Annotated in this window: 11 protein-coding genes and 1 pseudogene; 3 read left to right on the plus strand and 9 right to left on the minus strand. The window is 38.4% G+C overall.

Annotation, left to right across the window (positions count from 1 at the left end; all coding sequences use genetic code 11):
- Positions 1-105: 105 nt before the first annotated feature.
- A complete protein-coding gene (locus tag P20652_RS05260) occupies positions 106-642 on the minus strand; it encodes a YaeQ family protein (RefSeq protein WP_033017716.1) in 537 nt (178 codons plus the stop codon).
- Between the two features lie 91 nt (positions 643-733).
- Here P20652_RS05260 and ylqF point away from each other — a divergent pair, with 91 nt between their 5' ends.
- A complete protein-coding gene (ylqF, locus tag P20652_RS05255; RefSeq protein WP_008170628.1) occupies positions 734-1678 on the plus strand; it encodes a ribosome biogenesis GTPase YlqF in 945 nt (314 codons plus the stop codon).
- Between the two features lie 630 nt (positions 1679-2308).
- Here the strand turns inward: ylqF and P20652_RS05250 are convergent.
- Positions 2309-5287, minus strand: a complete 2979-nt coding sequence (locus tag P20652_RS05250; RefSeq protein ID WP_008170632.1) for a DUF3857 domain-containing transglutaminase family protein — start codon at positions 5285-5287, stop codon at positions 2309-2311.
- Positions 5288-5638: 351 nt separating this feature from the next.
- Between P20652_RS05250 and P20652_RS21505 the strand changes: the two are divergent.
- Both P20652_RS21505 and fusA read left to right on the plus strand, forming a co-directional pair.
- Positions 5639-5785, plus strand: a pseudogene (locus P20652_RS21505) (CitB family transcriptional regulator); the annotation flags it as partial.
- A 206-nt stretch (positions 5786-5991) separates the two neighbouring features.
- Positions 5992-8076, plus strand: coding sequence for an elongation factor G (gene fusA, locus P20652_RS05245; protein WP_008170635.1), 2085 nt, complete (start codon positions 5992-5994; stop codon positions 8074-8076).
- Between the two features lie 714 nt (positions 8077-8790).
- Here fusA and mdoH read toward each other — a convergent pair.
- The 7 genes from mdoH to P20652_RS05210 form a co-directional block, all read right to left on the minus strand.
- Positions 8791-10752: a glucans biosynthesis glucosyltransferase MdoH gene (mdoH, locus tag P20652_RS05240; protein ID WP_033017721.1), complete on the minus strand. Its 1962-nt coding sequence runs from the start codon at positions 10750-10752 to the stop codon at positions 8791-8793.
- Positions 10724-12343 carry a glucan biosynthesis protein G gene (locus P20652_RS05235; RefSeq protein ID WP_008170641.1) on the minus strand — a complete coding sequence of 540 codons (1620 nt, stop codon included), beginning with the start codon at positions 12341-12343 and terminating at the stop codon, positions 10724-10726. Before P20652_RS05235 ends, mdoH begins: the two co-directional genes overlap by 29 nt.
- Before the next feature lie 334 nt (positions 12344-12677).
- Complete coding sequence (locus P20652_RS05230) at positions 12678-15413, minus strand: ExeM/NucH family extracellular endonuclease (protein WP_008170645.1); 2736 nt, start codon at positions 15411-15413, stop codon at positions 12678-12680.
- A 130-nt stretch (positions 15414-15543) separates the two neighbouring features.
- A complete protein-coding gene (gene hemB, locus P20652_RS05225) occupies positions 15544-16554 on the minus strand; it encodes a porphobilinogen synthase (protein ID WP_008170647.1) in 1011 nt (336 codons plus the stop codon).
- 12 nt (positions 16555-16566) lie between these two features.
- The gene (locus P20652_RS05220) at positions 16567-18420 is read right to left on the minus strand and encodes a diguanylate cyclase (protein ID WP_008170650.1); all 1854 of its coding nucleotides are present in this window, start codon (positions 18418-18420) and stop codon (positions 16567-16569) included.
- A complete protein-coding gene (locus P20652_RS05215) occupies positions 18420-19205 on the minus strand; it encodes a TatD family hydrolase (protein WP_033017723.1) in 786 nt (261 codons plus the stop codon). The genes P20652_RS05220 and P20652_RS05215 overlap by 1 nt, the downstream gene beginning before the upstream one ends.
- Positions 19205-19687, minus strand: coding sequence for a hypothetical protein (locus tag P20652_RS05210; RefSeq protein WP_008170653.1), 483 nt, complete (start codon positions 19685-19687; stop codon positions 19205-19207). Before P20652_RS05210 ends, P20652_RS05215 begins: the two co-directional genes overlap by 1 nt.
- Positions 19688-19706: the final 19 nt, after the last annotated feature.

A 19706-nucleotide genomic window follows, 5' to 3' on the forward strand; every position in this document is an offset into this window, starting at 1 on the left:
TTTATATAGAACAACTATATGTCATAATTTTCGCCTTGTTATCTACTTATTTATTTGTCGCTATAATAGATAACTAATTTAATGCAATTGGTATAACTACCGTAATTACATTAATTGCAGCGGTTTTATCTCAATATTGGTTGTATCGGTATTTACCCATACTTCACCATCTTGAATGGTAATGGCGAGCTTAATTCCACGATCAACTAAAGCAGCAAGTGCTTGTGTTGCTGCGTAATCAAGGCTAAAAATACTTAGATTTTTAAATTCATACAATTTAGGTTGGTGTTTTTGCCACCAAATTGTTTGATTGTTTTCACCATAAGTATATAGAACCACTTTTTTAGATTTATTACAGGCTTTTTTAAGGCGTTTTTCATCTGGTAAGCCAAGTTCAACCCATAGTTCTATTTCTTCACTATAGCTTACATGCCAAAGTTCAGGCTCATCATCAGCACTTAATCCTTTAGTAAATTCTAAACCATCACAGCTATTTAGCGCAAAAGCGAGTAAGCGAATCATCAACCGTTGGTCGGTTTCTGATGGGTGTTGGGCCAAGGTTAAATTAAAATCTTGATAAACGTGGCGGTCCATATCGCTAAGCGATAACTGCACTTTCATAATGGTGGATTTAAGAGCCATAACAACTAATCTGAAAAAATTTGCGCCAGTATAGCGCAATTAAATGAATTGCCAGTTAAAATAGCGGTTAATTATACGTTAGGAGTTAAAAATGGCTATCCAGTGGTTCCCTGGGCACATGAATAAAGCCCGCAATGAAATTAAAGAAATAATGCCACAAATGGATGTGATCATTGAAGTGCTTGATGCGCGCATTCCCTACAGTAGTGAAAACCCGATGGTGGCAACCTTGCGTGAAGGTAAGCCGGTCATCAAAATTATGAACAAAGCTGATTTAGCTGATCCTAAAATGACTCAAATCTGGAAAGATTATTTTGAGCAAGAAAACGGTGTTAAAGCGATTTCTTTTGGACATGATAAGGCGGCTGAAGTACATCGTATTAACGAACTTTGTAAAAAGCTAGTGCCGCATAAAGTAGGTGCCGATAAGCAAATTAAAGCCATGATAATGGGTATTCCTAACGTAGGTAAATCTACGTTAATTAATGTATTAGCTGGGCGTATAGTTGCAAAAACAGGTAATGAACCTGCGGTAACTAAAGCGCAGCAACGTATTAAGCTTGAAGATGGCATTATGCTATACGATACGCCTGGTATGCTTTGGCCAAAAGTAGAGAACGAAAACTCAGGTTATCGCTTAGGCGCTACCGGTGCTATTCGTGATACAGCGCTCGAGTATGAAGAAGTAGCAAGTTACACTGCTGAGTACTTATTACGTGCATACCCAGAGCTTTTAAAAGCACGTTATAAAATTGCCGAATTGCCTGAAAATGACTGGGAATTTGTTGAAATGGCGGGTAAAAAACGCGGCTGTATTCGTGGTGGTAATCAAATAGACACGTACAAAATGTCTGAAATCCTAATTAACGAATTGCGCGACGGTATTATTGGCCGTATTACTATGGAAACTCCGCAAATGCGTGAGGAAGAAGAAGTAATGGTTGCTGGTTTACGCGCGGCAGCAGAAGCTAAAAAAGCAGCTAAAGAAGAAGAAAAACTTCAACGTCGAGCGAGAGCGCGTAAGAACCGTCGCTAATCTTAGTTTTACTAAATTACAGACATAAAAAAAGCCCGTAAGGGCTTTTTTAGTTTCATATCTACCGTCACCGATATGAGCAATGTAGCAAGTAAAATAGTAGGGCGGTTACTCGTCATCAACATCAAGGGGCGTTGCGGCTCATAACAAGTAACCATAGCTGTTAACGTGCGCCACACGTTGTTTCAGGGTCGAGAAACAAATCAATTCATTCCGTTACAAGTCAGTATGCTTCCCGCCTTGTTGATAGTGATTATCAGTTAGATTTAACTATCTGTCAACGCTTAAATGCAAATAATTCCTATTACCAAGGTGCCTGTTTTTTATTCATATATAAATCGGGTAGTTAACACTGCCATTTAATAAAAATACTTATCTTGGTTGAACAGTTAATAATAAAAAATAGATGCTTAATACTTATTGAACAATTTGATATGGATTTTTATTGTAGAAGTATAGATCCTTCAAAGTTAAAATTAATTCAAGCTAGGAACGACTTTATCGCTTTCCAAGACAGCTACTGCTTTGACATAAAATCAAATAGTCTTTTGTAAAATCTTAGCCCCCAAAGCCCAACAGCCTTTAATTAGTGGCTTAAAATATTCGTACTTAATTGAATATTTTAAGCCACTAACGCACTTTATTTGCTGTTATACGTAAATTAATTTGCTTTACGAGTACTTTATCTTGTTTGTTTAAGCGCCCTACAATAAGCAAAAAATCACTACCGTCAGTTTTTATTACTTTAATACTTGTGTTATCAAGTTTGGTTTTACCGAAGGTGGTTTCTATTTTTTCTATGTCTTTAAAGTGACTAAGATCTGATTCAAGCTTACCGTCATCGTTTTTGTAGTAGCTAAAAATATAGTTTTCGGTTATTCCGTTACCGTCTTCTCGATAATCAAATACTGCATCGCTATAAAAACAAAGTATTTCTTCGTTTTCAGGTGTTAGGCGATTACGTTTTAAAAAGTGTACTTGGTAAGGCCATAAGCTATCGCCTTTTATAATTGCAGCATTGGGTAAAATATTTACTTCTTGAAGTACGCCTAAAAATAATAGAGGTGCAAACGCAAGCGAGCTTAAATACTGTCTAATTCGCCAGTACGAGTTGTAATGTAGGGCTTCTTTACTTGTATCGGTTTGTTCAATGTAACTAACTAGAGGCAACCATAAAAATGGCATTATACAAATCACTATGGTTGCGTATTCGTCCATACGATAAGCAAAGACGCTGGCGAGTACCATTAGCCAGAGTGTTAAGGCAGTCCAGTTAGGCATTACTCTATTTTTGTTTAACTGTTGTTGGCTGTGCTCTGCAAGTGCGAGATACAAAGGGTAATACCATAAAAACGCAAATATACCTCGAGCAATAGGCATAATACTTGAGTTATCGCGCTCTTTAATGGCTTTAAAGTTACGATAACTCCAATAATTAACAAATATGCCTAAACTTAAAATACTGTAAATAATAAACTTACTTACAGATACTGCATAAAATGGACTATCTTCAAATTTCACTTTTTTTGCTGACTCTAATCGCCAATCGGCGAAAAAGAATATGAGTACTAAAATATAGCCAGCCAACACATATTTAAGCCAGCTATAACCAAAGCTATCTAGCACATCAGCTGTTGTTTGAGGCGTTTCGCTCGCCTCTGCATATTTTAGAATAGGGTAATGGGTTGCTGATATTAACTTTTTACGCTGTGCTAAATAATCATCTATTTGAGCGGCTTTAATATGATCTTGTTTTGCGTAATAGTCATAACTCAGTGTTAAAACATTATCATTAAATTCAGTAGTTGTTTTTAGGTTGAAGTAGTCGTTATCAATTTCTTGTTGATCGCTATCAAATCCCCAACCTTTTTCTGCAAAATGTAGTTTTATTGTGGTGTTAATTATATTGGGGTAGCCAAAGTAGAGTGGGTCGGTGCGATTTACCTGCTTTGGTTCGTAAACGCTATTTTGTATTTCACTCGCATAAAAACTAGCTTCATAGCCTTCGTCTGTTTTTTCCCAAAATTCACTGATTAAATACGATTCTTTGGTTATTAGTTTACCCGTTTGCTCTTGCTCACTAATAGTCATTGCTTCATTGACTGATAAACCGTCTAAAAAACCTTGGTAATACTCGAAGTAAGATTTAGCGACGCTATTTAGACCACTGCTGGCTATATTACTTCTTCGGTTAATCGCTTCAAATTCAGCATAAGTGTACTGGGTTTCAAAACGTGATGGCTCAGATACTTTTTCAGCAATAAAAAAGTTATCTTCTACAGATACATTTGTATGTACAGGTTTTTGCGCCATTGAAGTTAAAGTGGTTTCACCTTTATCAATAATTAGGGCATAGCCATAATCAGGCTGTGCTAAATATTCGAGAGAGCCGCGTTGATAGTTAACCGTAGGATCGAGCCAGTAGCGTTTTCCGTTTTGTTTAAGCGTAACAATTACGTGATTAAATACACTTGCAGAAGGTGGAAGTTCTTTTAAACGTTTGGTTTCCTCTGTATCAACTAGCGCAGGGAAGGCCTCTATATCCATCGCTTTTAATAACGAGATAAGCAGTACTGTTTTATCTTTACAATCGCCATATCGTAGCGAAAGCGTTTCTGAAGCTGACGTTGGTTGATGCGAGTTAGTGCCCATTTCAAGCCCTAAATATCGAACTTCGTCTTGGCTAAAGCGCAGTGCTGCTGCAATCTTATCTGATGTTTTTGTGTGTTTTGCTTTTATTTTTTCAGCAACATCCAAAATGCTGTTTGGGGTCTCTATGGCTGATTGATAAAGTGGATATGCCCAGTTAACTACCTGACCCCAATCGTCAAACTCAGAAAAGTAAACTTGTGTATATGGGTCGTACCACGTTGGGGTTTGAGAATTTTGCTCGAGTAAGGGTTCTTCAAAAAGAGTTATAGAATAATCTTTGCCATATTTGTTAAGCGTTTCTTGAATATCTGCTGTGCCGTTTATTGTATTAATATGTAAAGGCGTTTGTTTACCCCAAAGTACACGCATATTTTGTTGCACTACGGGTACCGACCAGTTTAGCGTGCGTCTTGTACTAAATTTATTAGCATATATAGGGTTGCTACCTGCCACTGTGTAGCTGTAATCAAGTATGTCGCCACTGCGCATATCATCAATAATAATATTGAGTGATAAGCTACCATTATAAATACGATCAGCTAATTCAGATTCACCTTGTATAACCGTCATTCTCGCGCTACCAAGTTTATCAATACGCTCATTATTTCTAATAATCGTTAAGCTATTTAGTGTTAGCGACTCGTAACTTGGATCAAAATCAAGATTAAGCTGGCTTATATAATCAACACCACTTTGATTTAAAGCTTTCATAACCAAACGCGTATAGCGTTGCTGTTTTTGTCTGCTCGGTATATAGGATTGGTTATCTAGCAGTAAATATAATGTGCCATCACGCACTTTTGTTTTGTCTGTTTGTTCAGGCTGCTTTATTTTATGGGTATTAACCCAATCAGCGGGTGGAGCTAATTCATATTGCCGAGCGACAGCACTACTGCATGAAATGAATAAGTAAAAGGTGAGTAGACAAGAGACAAGTGGGGAGGAGTTCCATTTCATTTTAGGTTGTTATTGTTGTTGTTTTATGCATATATACTGAAAGTGAAATGTATCAAATTTCGGGATTTTCAACAATATAATGTTAATAGCACCTATACGCATATTTATACCTGCAAGTACGGTAAAGCATAGGTTTCACCTCAATAAGTCCTTTATATGCACGGGTTATAAATACAACAAAAGCACAAAGGTAATTAATTATCTCTAAAAATAACTTTGAAAAGATATTTTAATCACTGTTATATATGATTATTTAAAAAATGGCTTTGCTGTTTGTCTTTTTGCTCGGCTCACATTTCATTTTGCAAAATACACTGTGCTGTTATAAAGCACTCAACCATAGCATTTATTGCTCAGCAAAAGGGCGATTTGGTCGGTATTAGTTGCTCTACAGCACGCTGTTACTTGGAGTATTTGCTTGAGTCAGGTAAGTTAACAGCGGATCAAAGTCATGGCAGTATTAGCCGCTCTGTACGTTGCTATAAAATAGCGAAGTAACTTTGTTCACTTGATGCTTAAGTATTAAATGTCATTAATTTCAATGCTTTGCGATTTTTTTGTTATGTTTGATATTTAATAGATTCTGACGATAAAAAAAATATATTGAATTGATTGCATTTTAAGCGGCTTGTATGGTGATGTTCGCTTTAAGTGATGTTATACTCCTGCCGAATAATTTATCGACTTTATTAAGAGCAAAATTAATGGCAGATTTATCGAAGTACAGAAACATTGGTATTTTCGCGCACGTAGATGCGGGTAAAACCACGACTACTGAGCGTATCCTAAAGCTTACTGGTCAAATCCATAAAACAGGTGAGGTTCATGATGGTGAATCTACTACTGACTTCATGGAACAAGAAGCTGAGCGCGGTATTACTATCCAGTCTGCGGCAGTAAGCTGTTTCTGGAAAGATCACCGTTTTAACGTTATCGATACTCCTGGACACGTTGACTTCACAGTTGAAGTTTACCGTTCACTTAAAGTACTTGATGGCGGTGTTGGTGTTTTCTGTGGTTCTGGTGGTGTTGAGCCACAATCAGAAACTAACTGGCGTTATGCTAATGACTCAGAAGTTGCACGTATTATCTTCGTTAACAAATTAGACCGTATGGGTGCTGATTTTTACCGTGTAACTGAGCAAGTACGTAAAGTACTTGGCGCAACTCCATTAATCATGACTTTACCAATTGGTATTGAAGATGAATTTGTTGGTGTTGTAGATGTTTTAACTAAAAAAGCATACGTTTGGGATGACACTGGTCTTCCTGAAAACTACGAAATCACAGACGTTCCTGCAGACATGGTAGAAAAGACTGACGAGTATTATGAAATGCTTGTTGAAACTGCCCTTGAGCAAGACGATGAACTACTTGAAGCTTACATGGAAGGTGAAGCACCTTCTGAAGAAGACATCAAACGTTGTATCCGTAAAGGTACTCGTGACCTTGCTTTCTTCCCTACATACTGTGGTTCTGCGTTTAAGAACAAAGGTATGCAGCTTATTCTTGACGCTGTTGTTGATTACTTACCAGCTCCTACAGAAGTTGATCCTCAACCTCTTATGGATGAAGAAGGTAACGAAAATGGCGAATTTGCAATCGTTTCTGCAGATGAACCTTTCAAAGCGTTAGCATTCAAAATAATGGATGACCGTTTTGGTGCATTAACATTCGTACGAATTTACTCAGGTAAACTAAACAAGGGTGATACTATCCTTAACTCGTTTACTGGTAAAACTGAACGTGTTGGCCGTATGGTTGAGATGCAAGCAGATGACCGTAACGAATTAACTAGCGCACAAGCTGGTGACATCATTGCTATCGTAGGTATGAAAAACGTGCAAACTGGTCACACTCTATGTGATCCTAAGCACCCAGTAACACTTGAGCCAATGGTATTCCCAACTCCAGTAATCTCGATTGCTGTACAGCCTAAAGATAAAGGCGGTAATGAGAAAATGGGTGTTGCTATCGGTAAAATGGTTGCAGAAGATCCATCTTTCCAAGTTGAGACTGATGAAGATTCAGGCGAGACTATCCTTAAAGGTATGGGTGAGCTTCACTTAGATATCAAAGTAGATATTCTTAAGCGTACTTACGGCGTAGACCTTATTGTTGGTCAACCACAAGTTGCTTACCGTGAAACTATCACTAAAGAAATTGAAGATAGCTACACGCATAAGAAACAATCTGGTGGTTCTGGTCAGTTCGGTAAAATCGACTACCGCATCAAGCCAGGCGAAGTTGCTTCAGGTTTCACGTTTAAATCATCAGTTGTTGGTGGTAACGTACCTAAAGAATTCTGGCCTGCAGTTGAGAAAGGCTTTAAATCAATGATGGGTACTGGTGTTCTTGCTGGCTTCCCTGTACTTGACGTTGAAGTTGAACTTTTCGACGGTGGTTTCCATGCCGTGGATTCATCTGCAATCGCGTTCGAAATCGCTGCTAAAGGCGCTTTCCGTCAATCGATCCCTAAAGCGGGCGCACAACTTCTTGAGCCAATCATGAATGTTGACGTGTTCACTCCAGAAGATCACGTTGGTGACGTAATCGGTGACCTTAACCGTCGTCGTGGTATGATGAAAGACCAAGAAGCTGGTTTAACAGGCAGCCGTATTAAAGCTGACGTACCGTTATCAGAAATGTTCGGTTACATCGGTACACTACGTACAATGACATCTGGTCGTGGTCAGTTCTCTATGGAGTTCTCACACTACGCTGCATGTCCGCAAAACGTTGCTGATACAGTAATCGCTGCAGAAAAAGAGAAAAAAGCGGCTAAGTAATTAGCTCTTTAACTCTTTAAAAAACCCGCACATGTTGCGGGTTTTTTATTGCCTATAATTTGGTTTTATTTTTTGTAGTTGTTTACGACTACTCTTTATTATTAAGTAGTCTTATATTGTCAATTAGTAAAAAGGGATTAGAGGGTACTTTAATTGATTAATTAGATAAGAAAGTCTCCGCATCAGAGACGTTTGCTATTAATTCTATATAAGACGTAACCATCATGAAATCTATTAAATTAGCACCAAACTGGTGGCTATAATTCACAAAATATATTTTAGCATTCAGCTTAATACTTTTAATTCATATTATATTTTCTGTGAACCTAAAAATTGTTTTTCTCACTGTAATGCCAGCTTTACTTATTATTCCTTTCAATATTCTTCATCTTCGTTTTTTACATTGTTATAAAGCAGGCATTTGTTATACGCGTTTATGCACAAAGCGTTATATCAATAGCGAGGAAATTAGTTGTGTATCATTTAGTTTATTTTTTCTTTTCACCATTTTTAAGGTGGAGTTAGATAATAGTAAAACGTTCCATTTTTATAACTGGCAACTTGATGATGAAACGCAATCAGCTATTTCTAAAATGTACTGCAATAAGGTAGCCAACAAAATTGAAAATATTAGCGATAAATGCAATGCTTGATCTTTAATTTAGATAGCAAAAAGGAGCGATTAATCGCTCCTTTTTTGTGCTTTATAACGCGCTAATTAAACTTTTTTATAGCCTTAGCTTTTAGCGCTTTCATCTTTAGCCTGCGTGGCTTTTTAAAAGACTGGATAGGCATTGTTACCAACTGCTCTTGTGGTAGTGCCGGTATTGTTTGTGGATAAGCACCTTCATTTGGTACCGAAATTTCTTTTAGATGTATTTTAAGTGCTTCTAGAGTTGAGTCGTTATCAACTTCACTAGGGCAAATAAATATACCTAACTTTCTTAGTTGTACACCGAGCTTAATGCTACTGGTATAACGGATAATCGGAGCACCTAATACTAAGCCTAATAATATAGGTGATAACCACCAAAAGAATACTGGCGTGAAGTAGTAAGCCGTACAACCCCATGCAATAGCCACAATAGTTGAGAATAACGTATAACCAAACGCTTCCTTCCACGGAACCATACGACCTTCGCGCGGTTGTGCATCCCACTTTACTTTTTTGCCTAAAAACACGCAAAGTACAAAGTAAGCATGAAATACCATCATTAATGGTGCAACAATAATAGCAAATACGGTTTCAATGATTGAACCTAGTATGAGCTTAATTGAACCACCAAAGCGTTTGTTTCTATGTATTAAGGTTACTATTATGCCCATTAGTTTAGGCATTAATAAAATAACAATAGTTAAATACAAGAGTGAATCAATCAGATCGGTTTTAGCTATTTGCCATGTAGGGAATAATTGATAAACACGGTTAAAGTACACATCACTATTTAATGCGCGCGTTACTGCATCAATTGTACTTAGCGCTAGCATTGAGAGCCAAATTAGTGATGAAATATAGGCTGTGGCACCGAGTAAAAAGTGCAGTTTACTCATTAATTTTAATTTGGATGACGATAGTAAACCTAAGTGCTGAATATTACCTTGCACCCAGCGTCTATCGCGTACAGCGTAGTCTAGAATGTTACTGGGTACTTCTTCATAGCTGCCTTCAATATCTGATAGCAACAATACATCCCAACCAGCACTGTGAAGTAGTGAAGCTTCTACAAAGTCATGACTTAAAATTTCGCCGCCAAAAGGTGCATTACCTTTTAGTGTTGGCAAGCCACAGCACGTTATAAATGCTTCAACTCTAATGATGGCATTATGACCCCAGTAGTTGGCTTTATCAGTTTGCCAAAAAGCTGAGCCAGTCGCGAGCATTGGGCTATATAGCACTGACGCAAACTGTAAAAAGCGGCCAAAAAAGGTATCTTGACGAACAGGGATCGGAATAGTTTGGATTAGGCCTGCTTGTGGGTTGTTGAGCATACTTGTAGTAAGCTCTAACATACATTTCCCGGTCATTACGCTATCTGCATCAAGCACAATCATATGGTCGTACTGGCTGCCCCAGCGCTCACAAAAGTCGGTTAGGTTACCTACTTTACGGTGTTTGTTATCTTCGCGACGACGATAAAAAACGTTTTTTGCCGTATCCCCTAAACGTTCACACAATGCATGCCATGCACTTAGCTCGTTTTTAGCTATTTCTGGGTCTTGGGTGTCGCTTAATAAGTAAAAATCAAAGTTTGCAAGTTGGCCTGTTTCTTTTAACGATTGCAGACTAACTTCAAAGCCTGCGATAACACGGTGGGTATCTTCGTTGTAAATAGGCATTACAACGGCGGTTTTTTGGGCGTTAATTGCCTCGTTGTTGAACTCAATTGGTTTAATGCGTTTCAACGTAAGCGGGTCAATTCGTAATAGCTGTAATACAAAGCCGATTGTGCCACTACAAAAGGCCGTTACAATCCAAGCAAATGTGATTGAGAATAAGACTAAAAGAGCATACTCAAGTAGTGTCATACCGTTTGAGCTTAAAATCTCAAACATGATAGATATGCCGTAGCCAGATGTGCTAAGCGCCGCAATAGCAAATAGCCAAACTCTTAATGTTTTGAATGGCATTGGAGTGCCTCTACCTTTATTACTTGATGTCATTTGGGTACCAAACATAACTCCATACCTCGCTTATTTCTTTGTCACGTAGTTTTAACGATAAACGCATATCAACGGGTTGATCGTCCTGTGGTGCAATTTTAAAGGCTACACGCCATCCTCGAGAATCCGGCAATTTTTGTACATTCACGTCGGTTACTTCGCCTGTTGTAAGTTGAATGTCGGCATTTAGTTTTAACTGTTCAGAGAGTTTATTTATTTCTGACCCAGTAAAATCAACAGTAAATTGGCGATGGTTTTCTGGTGGTGGATTGTCTTCACCTGGCAAAGCAGCACTACCGATTCTTGTGCGCAGTACTCTCGCTTTTTCGTGCTGAGTTAAAACTGCATTAAAGGTCGTCATTTTGTAGCTTAGCTTTAATGAATCACCGGCTTTCATTGGTTTTTCTGGTACCCAGTAACTTACGATATTGTCGTTAGTTTCTGTATCAGTCGGTATTTCTACAAGCTCTACACGGCCATTTCCCCATTCACCTTGTGGTTCGATCCATAGGCTAGGGCGGTCGTGGTAATGTGCCTCTGTGTCTAGATAGTTATTAAAGTCTCGATCTCGTTGAGCTAACCCAAAACCTTTTGGGTTGTTGTACGAAAATGAAGTAACACTGAGTTGTGATGGGTTGTTAAGAGGACGCCATACCCACTTGTCATCAGCAGATTGAGTTAATAAGCCATCCGAGTCATGAACTTCAGGGCGATAGTCATCAAAAAATTTGGTACTGTTTTCGCCGTGATAAAACATACTTGTTAATGGCGCTACACCTAGCTTTTTAATATCTTTACGGGCAAAAATCTGCATATCAACATCAACTAGCATATTTGTTGTAGGGTCAACACTAAACTTGTACGCCCCAGAGATCGATGGGCTATCTAATAATGCAAAAATGGTAATTTGTGTTTGATCAGCCTTTGGTTTAACCAACCAAAATTCTTTGAACATTGGAAATTCTTCACCCGAATTTTCTGCAGTATCAATGGCAAGGCCTCTAGCTGATAATCCATAAACTTGCTGAGGGCCAACGACTCTAAAGTATGATGCTCCCTGAAATACCATTACTTCGTCTTTATACTCGTTAGTATTTAATGGGTAATGTAAGCGAAATCCAGCATGGCCTAGTTGCGTATCCGCAACACTTTTAGCTATTTCTTCTTGTAGTGGTGCAGCAGTGCCATCGTATTGGTAAAAGTCAGTACTGAAAGGTAAGCGACTGCGTTTAGAGTCGCTATCAACAGTATTTATTGTTACAGGTGTTTTATATAAAAAACCAGGGTGGAATAATTGCAGTTCGTACAGGCCTTCATCTTTCCATACCGCTTTGTCTTTTTTAAATCGAATTGAACGGTAATCTTGATAATCAATATTATTTAGTGCTTCAAGCTCAATGTTTTTAGGTGCGACGTATTCTTCGCTTGCTAACTTTTTAGCGCGAGCGCTAATTACATCAAATAAGCTACTTTGTGGAATTGCTACATCAACAGTTGCAGCAATCGCTTGGTTGTTATTGCCCCAAGTCGAAAAAATAATAAGTAGACCCAGTAGTGGTGCTGACTTTTTTTGCCATTTAGGCAGGTTTTGGGTTAGTTGTTTCATTCTCATTCCTTTATAAAAACACGACTTATTTTTACGTTTAGGGTAAATATTGATTTTGTTTTGTAAGTATCTTCTAAATTATTTAGAGCAAAATTTAAACCTTTATAAAAGTTCATATTTTTCAATAGGTAATATTTGTATACATAATTCACTGAGGTTTTATTGTGTAAAATTCACTCAAATGTATGTAGTTGTTACTGATTAATTAGTAGAAGATTCACAGATCATCTGAGCATATTACGGGGGGTTTAATGAAGCTTGTCTGAATTACATTTGTATAAAATAAAAAAAAAGCCGCAAGAGCGGCTTTTTTAAATGTTTAGATTTAACGTAGTTATTTCTTTTTAAATCGACGCACTATTGATAGTGGTGCTAAAAGAAGTGATAACCATAATAATGAACCTGCATCATTATCATCATCTGAGCGTAAGTTGTTTACTTTCACGGCTACTTTTTCAACGTTAGATAAGTTACCCACGCTATCCTGGGCTTGTACTGTTAAGGTAATACGATTTTCGAATTCGTAATCAATCTCTCCAGCAACAATTAGCTGCCCCTGATTGTTAATAGAAACGCTGTCATTATCAGATGTAATAAATTTAACAACAGGTGATTCATCGGCATTTGGATCACTAAAGTCAAGCGTGCCGATAATTGTGCCAATTGCGCTATTTTCATCGATTGCAAAAACTTGATCAGCTGCAATTACAGGTGTTTGCTCTTCAGGCGTTAAAGTAATTTCAGATTTAATATCAATAATTACAGGGTCGTGATCTGATGCGCGGTATGCACTTTCAGAGTACAAGCTAGATTGCTGGCCTTCGCTTTTAAACTCTACATTGTAATCAAGAGAAATTGGCTCATCTGCATTGATATGCCAGTCTGTTGCAGCTACAACTTTGCTAAGTAGTGATTGCGTCGCTACTGCATGATCTAAACTACCTGCGCGACCAGAAAAGCTATAAGAGTAGCCAAGTGTATCACCATCAATTTCTGCAACTACATTTTTGTAGCCTTTATCAGCAAATGCACGTATTGGATCTTCCATTGCGTAGGCATTCATATCACCCACTAGTATAATATCTGCATCATCTACACCTGTTGGTTTACCATCTAACCAATCTGCGAATGCATTTGCACCTTGTGTACGTATTTCATTCCAACAAGCTTGACCGTCGTTTTGATCTTCATTAGCACCGCTTGCGCTACCACATCCACCTTTAGATTTTAAATGCGCCACAGCAACAGTAAATATTTCGTCTGTTGCTAAAGATTTAAAGCTTTGCGCAATCGGTGTACGGTTACTAAAGTCAAATGGAGCTTCAGTTGTAATAGTAGCAGTACCTACTTCTTCTACTTTATTAGCACGATAGATAAGTGCGGTAGTAATTGCATCGGTACCAACTTGGTCAACATTAAAGTCAACAAATGCATAGTTATTAGCACTATCTGCATCGTTTAATGCATTTACTAAGCTCGCAATGGCGCTAAACTCACCAAAGCCATCATTCTCAATTTCCATCAAACCAACAACATCGGCCTGCATTGCGCTAATAGCACTAACAATCTTTGCTTCTTGGCGAATAAGTTCAGCTTCTGAATCTGCACCGCGACTCGTAGGGAACCCTCCGCCTTGACCATCACCATTAAAGTAATTAAGTACATTAAAGCTAGCTACACGTAAATCTGCTTCAGCATTAAGTTCAGGCGCATTTTCACGTGCATTTGTCGCAATAAATTGAGGCGCTACCGTTGGGTGTATTCTGTAAAGGCTAAAGCTATAAGCAAGTGCGCCCGTAACCGTATTAACTGTATCGCCAGTACGTAATGTATTTTCTGCTGATAAGCCCGGAGTTGGGTAGGCCGTAGGGTCTAAGTTTTGAATAGTTGAACCGTCATCAACTAAGATTTTTTTAGTTAAGTTTGCTACTTCAACAGCATTAGCTGCATCGCCAGGCATTGCAACTTGCGTACCTTGGTATAGGCGTTCTGTTGCAAGCTCAACTTCACCGTAACGACCTAAACCAAAGTTATTTGTTACAGTTAATGATTGGTCTAAAGTAACCAGCATGCCTTCAAACGCTTCTAAATCATCCTGGCTTGCTAAAGGTAAAGTAATTTTAGTTGCGCTAACCGATTCACCGGTGGCACATATAGCAACTTGAACAACATCTGAGATTTGTGTTGAATCGAAGTACTCAGCAACAGTACCTTGTACGCGAACGTGATCGCCAACGCTTACATCTGTATCTGCAAAGTAAACAAATACACCTTCAGACGTCTGTGGGTTTGTATCTTCGTCTGCGGCAAGTGAAGTTACGAAGAACCCTTTAAGTTGATCATCGCCTTGAAAATCAGCGGTAACTATACCTTCTAGTTCTACTAATGTATCTACTAATGGGCTTGCATCGCCCTCACCTTGAATTGCGCTAATTAATGTTTTATCTGCAGCACACACTATTGGCTCAATTGGCTCAATTGGATCTGGATCTGTTCCGCCACCATTACCAGCATGAGAACCTAGACCAGTAAATTCGTTTTGATCGAATTGCTCCCATTCTATGCTAGGGTTAAAAGTTGCATCAGGCGTGGTGCGACCCGTCACTATTACATCTTTTCGTCTTAATGTTTTGTTTGCGGTTTCAACACCGCCTTCTGACCAAGATGAACCTGGATCGACACCTCGTTGACCGAAGCTATCAACAACTGTTGTGCCTTGCATTAAAACTAATGCATCATCGCCATTAAAGTTCACTACTGAGTCAGATAGATCTGCTTTTGCAATAAGTTCTGCATCAGCTCTTGAATCAGCATTAACGATAACATAAGTGCTATTAGCGGCAAGTGTTCCGCTTAAAGTTAATTCAGTAGAAACTGTACTAGAGCCGTTAGAGTAACGTTGCAACGTATACTCACTTAAGGAAATCTCTGATGATGAAGTATTATAAAGCTCAACCGCTTTATTGAAGCCGCTTCCTTCAACATATTCAGAAATGATGAGCTCAGCGGAGGCTGGCGCACTTATACTTGCAATAATAAGCGCAAGTGGTGTTATTTTTGTTTTAAACATTTTATTATTATTCCCGTGTATTAAAATCCCAAAATGGGACACCAGTTTAGAGAATAAACATGACGGAAATAATACAAAAATGTAAACAAATGTAAATAAAAGGCGGTTTGACCGCCTTTTTGTAAAAACGTTACTTTTTAGCTAGATATTTCGCGGCTTGCTTAGCAAAATAAGTCAATATTCCATCAGCGCCAGCACGCTTAAATGCAAGTAAAGATTCCATTATTGTGGCTTCTTCACTAAGCCAGCCGTTATCGATAGCTGCTTTGTGCATTGCATACTCGCCACTGACCTGATATGCGAAAGTAGGTACACCAAATTCGTCTTTAACACGACGTACAATATCTAAATAAGGCATGCCAGGCTTAACCATGACCATATCAGCGCCTTCTTGTAAGTCTAATGCGACTTCACGTATTGCTTCATCAGAGTTTGCAGGGTCCATTTGGTAAGTTTTTTTATCAGCACCTTTTAAGTTACCAGCAGAGCCTACAGCATCTCTAAATGGGCCATAGTAGCTAGATGCGTATTTAGCTGAGTAGGCCATAATTCGAGTATGAATAAACCCATCAGCTTCAAGTGCTTCACGAATTGCAGCAATACGGCCATCCATCATGTCAGAAGGGGCAACAACATCCGCGCCCGCTTGCGCATGGGAAAGTGCTTGTTTAACTAAAATTTCAGTAGTGACATCATTAATAACATAGCCCGAATCATCAATAATACCGTCTTGGCCATGCGTAGTGAAAGGGTCAAGTGCTACATCAGTAATCACACCCAACTCAGGAAAAGCTTCTTTTAAAGCTCTTACGGTACGTTGCGCTAAGCCATCATCGTTATATGCTTCTTCGGCAAATAATGATTTTTTATCAGCAGGCGTTACCGGAAAAATAGCAACGGCAGGTACGCCAAGTTCAACGAGTTCTTTTGCTTCAACAAGCAGTAAATCAATTGATAGGCGCTCAATACCAGGCATTGATTCAATGACCTCGCGGCGATTTTTACCATCAAGTACAAATACAGGGTAAATTAAATCATTTACGCTAAGCTGGTTTTCAGCCATTAAGCGGCGAGAAAAGTCGCTGCGGCGCATTCTGCGCATGCGAGTATATGGGAAAAGGTCTAGTCCTGATTGGGCCATGTTAATATGTTCCTACTGTGGTAATGGAAAAGTAATAACTTGATTACGTCCCTGCTGCTTCGCGTAATAAAGCGCTTTGTCGGCGCACTCGGTAAAAGCTTCAGGGTTATTAATATCATCAGCTATCGCGGTGTAAACACCTGCGCTAATGGTAAATTTAATATCCGTGTTAGCAACAGTGATTGCTTTGTTGTCAATTTTCTTACGTATTTTCTGCGCTATGTCATATGCCCCTTGATTTGGAGTATTAGGAAGCAATACAACAAATTCTTCCCCGCCATATCGGGCTACCTCATCAAGCGGGCGTTTTAAGTTGTCTTTAATAATTTTAGATGCTGCTTTGATTATTTGATCACCAGCTAAGTGCCCATGCGTATCATTAATAGCTTTAAACCTATCTATATCAAGCATAATAATACTCAGTGGCGTTTGCTCTCTACGAGAGCGGCGAAGCTCCATCACTAGTTTTTTATCGAAGAAACGACGATTTTTTGCGCCAGTTAATGCATCTTCTGTATTTAACTGTTCAAGCTCTCTATTTTTTTCTTCAAGTTCTCTAAGCGTTACTTGTAACTCAAAGGTCCGAGCATCAACTAGCGATTCAAGTTCTTGTTGAGCTTCTTCTTGCAATACAAATCGTTCTTTCAATAAAGTATCTTGGGCTGCACTCTCTGCAATCAGGGTCTGTTGCATAATTATATGCTCATCGCGTTTTGTGATAAATAGTTTCATTACGCAGTAACATAAGCAAAATGTGCAACTAAAAAAGCATATAAATACAAAGGTGAGCCAGTTTCTATTAAATGGATATAAACCCATAACAGTAACAATAAAATAAAGCATAGCTACCAAGAAAAAAACAAGCGAGAGTGCCAGTGCTTTATTTGGCTTTGAAGGGTTTTTACGTATACATAAAAATGTAGTCGCAATGTAAAAACTCAATGCAATTGGGATTGTTATTAAACAAAATAAGATTATTAGGTAATTAGGTAGCATCCATATAAACAACAGTGAAGCAGCTAATAAGCTAATAACACTTTTTTGTGTGGTCAATAATAGAGAATGCGCTGGACGGCAAACTTGTTTCTGCAAAGGTAAAAACAATAAAGTAATGAGTATGATCAAAGTGGGGATCATTACTTGCTGAAGTGCAGGCAAGTTAGGATGCAGATACCTGAGCCCAAATCCACATAAATAAGCTAGCAATAAACTTAATGTAAACGCAATCATACCTGTGTAAGCAAAGTAGTGTTTACGTGAGAAGCCAAATAGAACAAGGCAACTTACAGCTAGAGAGAATACGAACCCGATCAATAAACCGTATATTAAATTAAGTTTACCTTTATGAGCTAAATAAGCATCGGATTGCCATAAAGTTAAAGGCACTCGTAAACCAGCGCTATTCGTTACTCTGAGAATGACGGTTGTTGTACTATTCGCAGGGTTTATTAATTTTACTAGTAGAGATTCACTTTTAATTTCTCGTTTATTAAACGCATATGTATCTCCTATCTCAGTGCGCGATAGCAGTTTTGAATCATCAAGGTGAAACACCTGAACATCGTTGAGTAAGGGATTATTTAATAAAAGTAGGTTTTCTGTATTATAATTAAGCGTGTTTTTTATTTTAAATACTAGCCATACAGGGCGTTGCTCCAACCCTAGGTTTAATGGCTTATTGAGTTTTTTATGCCAAAGTTCTTGGTTACTTTGTTGTGCACTTAATAGTGATGTAGGTTCAAAAGAGTAATGCAGCTCGTTAATATCTTGATATTTAAAGCCGTGCTGTATTATTACTGGATTAGCGTACGAAAAAAAGGTGCAAAATAGCATCAACATACTAAGCAATGCTTTGGCGTGGTTCATTAACGTGCTTCTAAGCCAAAAACACGATAAAAGTTTTCAGTCGTTTGTTTTGCAACGACCTCTTCCTCTATTTGATATAGCTTAGCAATCGTTTGGCAAACATAAGGAAGTAATGACGGTTCATTTTTACGTGATTTAGGTTTTGGTTTAACAGTACGAGGGATTAAAAATGGCGCATCAGTTTCAATTAGTAAGCGTTCAAGTGGGATGCTTGGTATTAATTGTTGAAGCTCTTTACCGCGCCTTTCATCGCACACCCAACCTGTTATACCAATATACAGACCTAAATCTAAATATTGCTTTAGGGCTGCTGAGTTACCCGTGAAGCAATGAAGCACACCGCGAATATTAAACTCTCTTAGAATGCTCAGCATATCGTCACTTGCATCACGTTCATGCAAGTAAACAGGTAAATCTAATTTTTCAGCAAGCGCTAGGTGGCGTCTAAAAACATTACGCTGTACATCGCGTGGGGAAAAATCACGATTATAATCAAGCCCACACTCGCCAATGGCAACAACCTGTTGCTGACTGGCAAGCTCTGTTAATTGGCTTTCTAGCGAATCGGTCGCTGTTTTGGCATCATGAGGATGAATGCCTGCGGTTGAAAACTGTTGATAGGTTTTAGCAAGTGCTAAAGATTGTTCACTCGATAAAATGTCGCAACCAATAAGCAACATTCTTTCAACACCCGCGTTTTTAGCGCGGGTGATAACCTCTAAATGCTCATCATCAAACTGATGATTTGTTAAATTAACTCCAGCATCAACCAAAGAATAAGACATTACTTTGTTCGTTTAACGCGAATAGAGCGATTTTGACTATCTTTACTAAGTAAAAATGAGTTAAATACGCCTCGAGAAATGGTAATCGAATCTGACTCTTTTAAACGCATGCTATCAGAACCAATTTGTCGCCATTTTTGGTTATTATCTAAAGTAATAATCAGCTCGCCGTATGGGGCTTTATCAACAGACGTTATAATCGCTTTTATTTCACTGTCTTTTTCTGTGTGGTCTTCTTTATGCTCTAAGCCAAAATTGTCAGCTTTTGCCTTTGCTTGAATTGGTGCTGCAGCTACGACTTGAGGTACATTATTAGCGGTCGGTGGAGTGAGCGTTTTTGTTATTGTTGGCTTTGTTAATGATTTACCAGCAATTGTATTGTCATAGCAAAGTAATCGGTTAAAGTCGTTTTCAATAAAACTACATGCTTGTAAGGCCTGAACATTAAATTCTGTTTGCGCAGCAAATGTAGGCGCACTCAATAAAACGAGTAGTGAAAGT

It is taken from the genome of Pseudoalteromonas sp. BSi20652 (assembly GCF_000239855.1).
Taxonomy (GTDB): domain Bacteria; phylum Pseudomonadota; class Gammaproteobacteria; order Enterobacterales; family Alteromonadaceae; genus Pseudoalteromonas.

Excerpts from the sequence above, each read along its gene's own strand:
- P20652_RS05260 (WP_033017716.1), bottom strand. The coding sequence starts at position 642 with ATGGCTCTTAAATCCACCATTATGAAAGTGCAGTTATCGCTTAGCGAT.
- ylqF (WP_008170628.1), top strand. The coding sequence starts at position 734 with ATGGCTATCCAGTGGTTCCCTGGGCACATGAATAAAGCCCGCAATGAA.
- P20652_RS05250 (WP_008170632.1), bottom strand. The coding sequence starts at position 5,287 with ATGAAATGGAACTCCTCCCCACTTGTCTCTTGTCTACTCACCTTTTAC.
- fusA (WP_008170635.1), top strand. The coding sequence starts at position 5,992 with ATGGCAGATTTATCGAAGTACAGAAACATTGGTATTTTCGCGCACGTA.
- mdoH (WP_033017721.1), bottom strand. The coding sequence starts at position 10,752 with ATGTTTGGTACCCAAATGACATCAAGTAATAAAGGTAGAGGCACTCCA.
- P20652_RS05235 (WP_008170641.1), bottom strand. The coding sequence starts at position 12,343 with ATGAAACAACTAACCCAAAACCTGCCTAAATGGCAAAAAAAGTCAGCA.
- P20652_RS05230 (WP_008170645.1), bottom strand. The coding sequence starts at position 15,413 with ATGTTTAAAACAAAAATAACACCACTTGCGCTTATTATTGCAAGTATA.
- hemB (WP_008170647.1), bottom strand. The coding sequence starts at position 16,554 with ATGGCCCAATCAGGACTAGACCTTTTCCCATATACTCGCATGCGCAGA.
- P20652_RS05220 (WP_008170650.1), bottom strand. The coding sequence starts at position 18,420 with ATGAACCACGCCAAAGCATTGCTTAGTATGTTGATGCTATTTTGCACC.
- P20652_RS05215 (WP_033017723.1), bottom strand. The coding sequence starts at position 19,205 with ATGTCTTATTCTTTGGTTGATGCTGGAGTTAATTTAACAAATCATCAG.